This is a genomic window from Crocosphaera sp. (assembly GCF_030064895.1).
Classification (GTDB): Bacteria; Cyanobacteriota; Cyanobacteriia; order Cyanobacteriales; family Microcystaceae; genus Crocosphaera.
The window spans coordinates 1-6087 of the sequence record NZ_JASJEB010000172.1 but is presented as its reverse complement, the minus strand read 5'-3'; the positions used below and the strand labels follow the sequence as shown (position 1 = coordinate 6087).

Genomic DNA, 6087 nt, shown 5'->3' with positions numbered 1-6087 from the left:
TTAGGGAGTAATCGTTCTCCAGATGTGGCTTATATTCAACAAGAAAGATGGGATAAATTAACACAAGAAGAAAAAGAAAAGTTTCCACCCATTGCACCAGATTTTGTCTTAGAATTAAAGTCTAAAACAGATTCTTTAAAGCAAGTTCAAGAAAAGATGGAAGAATATATGGATAATGGGGTAAAATTGGGCTGGTTAATTAACCCTGAAAAGAAGCAAGTCGAAGTGTATCGTCAAGGACAAGAAAAAGAGATTTTAGAGAATCCTCAAACCCTATCAGGAGAGGATATTTTGCCCGAATTTATATTAGATTTAGCTCTAATGTGGTAAAACTTTGTACAGTAAAATTTTACATAATCTGTCGTCTCTTAAATTATGAAACTAGAGGATATTCTCAAAGACTCAAATTATAAGTTGTCACAATTTACATCCGAAGAAATTGAACAACTCGAACAAAGTATTACGACCAAAGAAACAAAAAAAGGTACAGTTCCTTATACCGTTTGTTTAGTGCGTCAAAAAGCCATTAAACTGACTCCTGAAGAAGTGATACGACAGTTATATTTAAGGGTTTTAAGCGATCGCTTTCTTTATCCCCTCAGTCGTATTCAAGTGGAATATGGGGTTAATTTTGGACGGGAAGTAAAACGGGCAGATATTGTCATAATGGATAAAGATCGTCCTAATACGGTGTATGTGGTTGTGGAGGTGAAAAAACCAAAATTAAAAGACGGAAAAAATCAGCTTCGTTCTTATTGTAATGCCACTGGTGCGCCCATTGCTATCTGGACAAATGGGGAACAAATTTCTTATTATCGACGTAAAGATCCTAATTATTTTGAAGATATTCCAGGTTGACCGAACGCTAATCAAACCTTAGCAGATATTCTGCAAATTAAATTCACCCTAGAAGACTTGATCAAAAATGATAAGTTAGTCAAAGAAAAGAAATCCCTGAAAACAATTATTGAAGAAACAGAAGATGAAGTTTTAGCGAATGCTGGAGTTGATGTATTTGAGGAAGTCTTTAAATTAATTTTTACTAAACTATACGATGAGTATATGATCGATACTGCTGCTGGTTCATCGGGGTTTCCGGTTCATACTATTTTTCATGTTTGGCGAGACATTTTAGCGGATGAGGGGTTAGAAGCGAGTCATTTGTTTTCCTTGGAAGAGAAACCCCCTCGTTGCAAGGAATATGTGGAAGAGAAGGTGTTTGCAATTGACTTTGATGAAAAAGCGGTACGGGTGGCGCGAACCCTTAATTTAATTGCAGGGGATGGACAAACCAATGTCCTGCATCTGAATACTTTAGATTATGAACTATGGGATGAAATCACTAAGCAGGAGGAATGGGACGATATTTATCATACCGGGTTTAGGCGACTGAAAAAACGACGGCCCAAGGGGAGTCAAGACTATCGGGAGTTTCAGTTTGATGTGTTAATGGCCAACCCACCGTTTGCAGGGGATATTAAGGAAACCCGTATGATTGCCCGTTATGAACTGGCAAAAAAGCCCAACGGTAAACAATATAATAAAATCGGGCGGGATATTTTATTTATTGAACGAAACCTGGACTTTTTGAAACCTGGGGGAAGAATGGCGATCGTTTTGCCTCAAGGACGGTTTAATAATTCTTCGGATAAAAATATTCGCGAGTTTATTGCCGAACGGTGTCGCATTTTGGCGGTGGTGGGGTTACATGGCAATACGTTTAAACCCCATACTGGGACAAAAACCTCGGTGTTATTACTTTCTTTCCTTAGCTTTTTCATAAGCAAGATCATGTTCTGCAAAACTTAAAATAAACACCCGTTTAGGGGCAGGTTTTTCAGAAATACGATAAACTAAACGATAAATAACTCCATTTTCATCAATTTCTAACGCACGATATCCTCTTAAATCTCCTTTAAGGGTATGATTATCTAACCCTAAACAATTATAAGGATCTTCGACAAAAATAGAATTACAAAAATCCTCAAAGTCTTTCCTTAACCCTTCAGATAATTGAGGTAAATCTTCTTCTCTAACAAGATGATTGACTTTCACTTGATACCTTGATTTTGTACCCACGTTTTCTTAAATTCTCCAAACTAGATTCAACATCAATTTCGTCACCGATATCAACAACAGTTTCCCATTTATCAGGGTTATCTGGATCATCAAGATCCTTCATGCGTTCAATGGCTAATTCTTCAGCAGATTTTCGAGAGGTTTCTGGTTGATATTTTATGATTAAAAACTCAATAAAATCTAAAACCTCCTCTTGTTTATCAGGGGGTAATAAATGGATTTTTTGTGTAACTAAATCAATGGTATTCATTTTTTATGTTTCTACTGAGTTGACTAATTACTATTTTAGCGAATTCATAGCTTTAGAGACTATTTATAAACAAAATATTAACACGGTAGGTGGGCAAATTAGAGTTTTGTTTGGACTATCCATCAAGTAGAAAACTTTGCCCACCCTACAAAACTAATTACTATTTTAGCGAATTAATAGCCTTAATGTTTATTTTTCTAAAATTAATTCTATTCCCTGCTCAATAATAGCAGTTTTATTCACCATTTCTGCAAGTTCTTCAGCTTCATATTTACCATTAAATGCTTCTAAAGATGCTTGATCTAATGCTGCTGGATAAGCTTCAGTTAAAGTTTCTCGTAATTCTTCAATTGTTAAATAAAAACCACCTGCTTTACGTCTTTTATTAGAGCGTTTAATTTGTCGTACTGCATTACGAATTGACACTTCCCAGGAACGGGTACTGCGTTTTTCTGCTTGTTGTTTAATGAGATGTAATAATAAAACAATACTGAAACTAAAAATCTTGTTCAGCTTATCATCTTTGCTCATTTCTGTCAATTCTTCAACCAATAATAAAGCCTCATTAATATTACCTGCAAGTAACAAATCTTTTAACTCAAATAACTCTTCCATTTGATTATTTATCCTAAATTATTCAACTAATAAATTAAAATTTGGTAATACATCTTCTCCTGATAAGGAAACAGGTAAATTTAACACTTCTACTGATTGGTTAGGACGATAAATTTCTACGTTATTATCTTGAGAATTAATTAACCATCCTAATCTTATACCAGCATCTAAATATTCTTGCATCTTCTCTTGTAACGGTTTTAATCTATCACTAGGAGAACGTAATTCAATGACAAAATCAGGACAAATAGGGGGAAATTTTTGTCTTTCTTCAAGCGTTAAACTTTCCCATCTTTCCTTTTTTATCCAAGCAACATCAGGGTAACGATTTCCCCCGTTAGGTAAATTAAAAACAGTGGATGAACTAAACACAAATCCTAACTGAGTTTGACGGTTCCAAAAAATAACATCAGCAATTAAATTCGCTTCTTTATTTCCACTTTCCCCACCAACGGGTGACATAATAATTAATTCTCCATTACGACTTAATTCTAAGGGTAAATCTGGATTAACTTGACAGAGTTGATAAAAATCTTCTGATGTCAATTTAATTAACGGTTTTAAATCTAATATAGTGGTCATGGTAAATAATTGTTTACTTTAATACTATGATAATCTTTTTAGGAAATTCAGAAAAGTGTTAACGGTTCATAACACATCTCTCACATTTCCTGATAGTAACAACTCCTTCAATGTCAATAATTCTTTCATATTCTTTGTTGAAATTTATTGATTTTTAATGGGGTTGAATTTGCACAGAATAAATAGTTTCTTGATTGGATAATTTAACAAGGCGATCGCCTTGTCCATCTTTGCCCCATATTTTAATATCTTTAGCTTCTAGGATCACGGTTTTATTTTGACTGGTTAATAAGTTAACTTGATCGGTATTAGAAACTTCAATTATAGTGCATAAACTATCAGTTTTATTGCTAAATTGTAACGCCTGTGTACCAATATCTCCCAATTTTGTCATGCGTAACCCTGTTACATTTAAACGTTTTCCATAGCCAAGTTTAGACACTAATAAAACCGTTTTATTCTCATCAAGTGTGACGCAACCGATAATGGTTTCTCCATAGCGTAATTTTAACGCTTGATTTCCTTGAGAATTACGTCCCATTATGTGAATGACTTCATCAACAACAGGAAAGCGTAAAATACGACCACTGGACATGGCAATGACAACTTCTTGCCCTTCTTGGGTAGGAAAAATATAGTTAAGTAAATCATTCTCTTTCAGCTTAATTAAGACTAATCCTCGGTTGGTTAAACTTTCTAATTCTGAGAGTTCAATCCGTTTAATTTTTCCTTGGTTGGTTAACAATAACAAATCTTTATTTTCCGGATGATCTGATAAGAAGAAAATAGAGATAATTTTTTTACTATCTCGCTGTGCGCTTTTAGGTAATAAACTTAATAAAGGTATGGATTGAATATCAATGGGAGGAACTTCAGCAACATTGACAGGATAAGCTTTACCGATGTCAGTAATGACTACAAATTGCTCTCTTTCTTGAATCGGTTCGCTATAACTAGCTAGATGATGATCCGGTACTGAATGATTAGGCGATCGCCAGCAAATTGTCCCTTGAACTGTCATTTCTAGGATGGCATCTTTGGGAGGAGTTTGAGGATTAAAAAGGCGAAAAGGTTGGGGTTGTTTATTTTCTTCATTTTCTGTTTTTATTGTCGATGTTCTTTCAGTATTAGGCTGTTTTTTAGAAGTTTCTTTGCTTACTTTTTGACTTTTTTCTCCTTTGGGTTTAACAATTTTGGTGCGTCTTTCATCACCATATTTACGTTTAAGCGATCGCAGTTCTTTTTTTAGCACTTTCAAAAATTCGTGACGTTCGTTTAAAAGGGTTTCTAACTCATTAATGCGTTCTCGCAGTTGATCATATTCAGCTTGTAATTTTTCTCTTTCTAACCCGGTTAAACGACGCATAGGCATAGCTAAAATACCGTTAGCTTGTGCCTCACTTAAATTCAATTCTTGTTGAAAATGTTGCTTATCCGTTGTTCCATCAGCAGCATTACGTAAAATATCAATCATGCGATCTAAATCGTTTAAAGCAATTAATAATCCTTCCAAAAGATGTAAACGATGACGACAATCTTCTAGTTCATGATTGTATTGACGGGTTAGGGTTTGTTCTCGGAATTTGAGGAATTCTTCTAATAGTTGACGTAAGGATAATTGACGGGGTTGATTATCTACTAACGCCAACATAATTGCCCCAAAATTTTGTTGTAAAGGGGTTTTTTTATACAATTCTCTCAACACGGTTTTAGCCACTGCATCCCGTTTCAGTTCGATCACCACTCGCATTCCCGTGCGATCGCTTTCATCCCGAATATCAGCGATCCCGTCTAAGCGGCCATTGTTAACTAAATCAGCAATTTTCTCGATCCAAGCCGACTTATTTACCTGATAGGGTAATTCTGTGACAATAATCGCAGTTCGCTCTTTTCGTCGTTTTTTCCCCACATCCATGCGTTGAATTCTAACCACTCCCCGTACAGGAATACTACCTCTACCGTTGCGATAAGCAGCCTCAACCCCTTGAGTATCAATAATTTCTCCCCCTGTGGGAAAGTCTGGACCGGGGATCAGTTTCCATAGTTTTTCATCGGATACGTCGGGGTTGTCGATCAAAGCAATTAACCCCATCTACCAATTCCCCTAAGTTGTGGGGAGGGATATTAGTGGCCATTCCCACAGCAATACCTGTACACCCATTGAGCAATAAATTAGGCAGTTGGGCGGGCAAAACCACCGGTTCTTGTTGAGAATTATCAAAATTGCTACTAAAATCGACGATCGCCTCACTAATTTCTGTTAGCATGGCCTGATCTCCAATGGGAGACAGACGCGTCTCTGTGTAACGCATGGCCGCCGGAGGATCGTTATCTACCGAGCCAAAATTACCGTGTCCCGCTAATAGGGGGTAACGACTGGAAAAGTCCTGTACCATGCGTACTAACGCATCATAAACCGCTTGATCCCCGTGGGGATGTGTTAGGGAAATACCATCCCCACGGGGATCAAGCGGTTTATGATGCGTTAGTACGCATGGTACAGGACTTTTCCAGTCGTTACCCCCTATTAGCGGGACACGGTAATTTTGGCTCGGTAGATA

General features: G+C 36.5%; 7 protein-coding genes and 2 pseudogenes. 4 read left to right on the top strand and 5 right to left on the bottom strand.

What is annotated here, in order from left to right; translation table 11 throughout:
- From QNJ66_RS25670 to QNJ66_RS25660, 3 genes are all read left to right on the top strand, one after another.
- On the top strand, positions 1–330 hold a 330-nt coding region (locus tag QNJ66_RS25670; protein ID WP_300511506.1), incomplete at its 5' end, for a Uma2 family endonuclease.
- 45 nt (positions 331–375) lie between these two features.
- The gene (locus QNJ66_RS25665; protein WP_300511505.1) at positions 376–858 is read left to right on the top strand and encodes a type I restriction enzyme HsdR N-terminal domain-containing protein; all 483 of its coding nucleotides are present in this window, start codon (positions 376–378) and stop codon (positions 856–858) included.
- 57 nt (positions 859–915) lie between these two features.
- Positions 916–1809 (top strand): N-6 DNA methylase, encoded by an 894-nt coding sequence (locus tag QNJ66_RS25660; RefSeq protein WP_300511504.1) that lies wholly within the window; start codon positions 916–918, stop codon positions 1807–1809.
- Here QNJ66_RS25660 and QNJ66_RS25655 read toward each other — a convergent pair.
- The 5 genes and pseudogenes from QNJ66_RS25655 to QNJ66_RS25635 form a co-directional block, all read right to left on the bottom strand.
- On the bottom strand, positions 1756–2055 hold the full coding sequence (locus tag QNJ66_RS25655; protein ID WP_300511503.1) for a hypothetical protein: 300 nt from the start codon (positions 2053–2055) through the stop codon (positions 1756–1758). The genes QNJ66_RS25660 and QNJ66_RS25655 overlap by 54 nt on opposite strands.
- Positions 2033–2329, bottom strand: coding sequence for a DUF2281 domain-containing protein (locus QNJ66_RS25650; RefSeq protein WP_300511502.1), 297 nt, complete (start codon positions 2327–2329; stop codon positions 2033–2035). Before QNJ66_RS25650 ends, QNJ66_RS25655 begins: the two co-directional genes overlap by 23 nt.
- Before the next feature lie 189 nt (positions 2330–2518).
- On the bottom strand, positions 2519–2944 hold the full coding sequence (locus QNJ66_RS25645; RefSeq protein WP_300511501.1) for a DUF29 family protein: 426 nt from the start codon (positions 2942–2944) through the stop codon (positions 2519–2521).
- Between the two features lie 18 nt (positions 2945–2962).
- Complete coding sequence (locus QNJ66_RS25640; protein ID WP_300511500.1) at positions 2963–3526, bottom strand: Uma2 family endonuclease; 564 nt, start codon at positions 3524–3526, stop codon at positions 2963–2965.
- A gap of 154 nt (positions 3527–3680) precedes the next feature.
- A pseudogene (locus tag QNJ66_RS25635) lies at positions 3681–5964 on the bottom strand (DNA gyrase subunit A); the annotation flags it as partial.
- Between QNJ66_RS25635 and QNJ66_RS25630 the strand changes: the two are divergent.
- A pseudogene (locus QNJ66_RS25630) lies at positions 5958–6087 on the top strand (DNA gyrase subunit A); the annotation flags it as partial. The pseudogenes QNJ66_RS25635 and QNJ66_RS25630 sit on opposite strands and share 7 nt — an antisense overlap.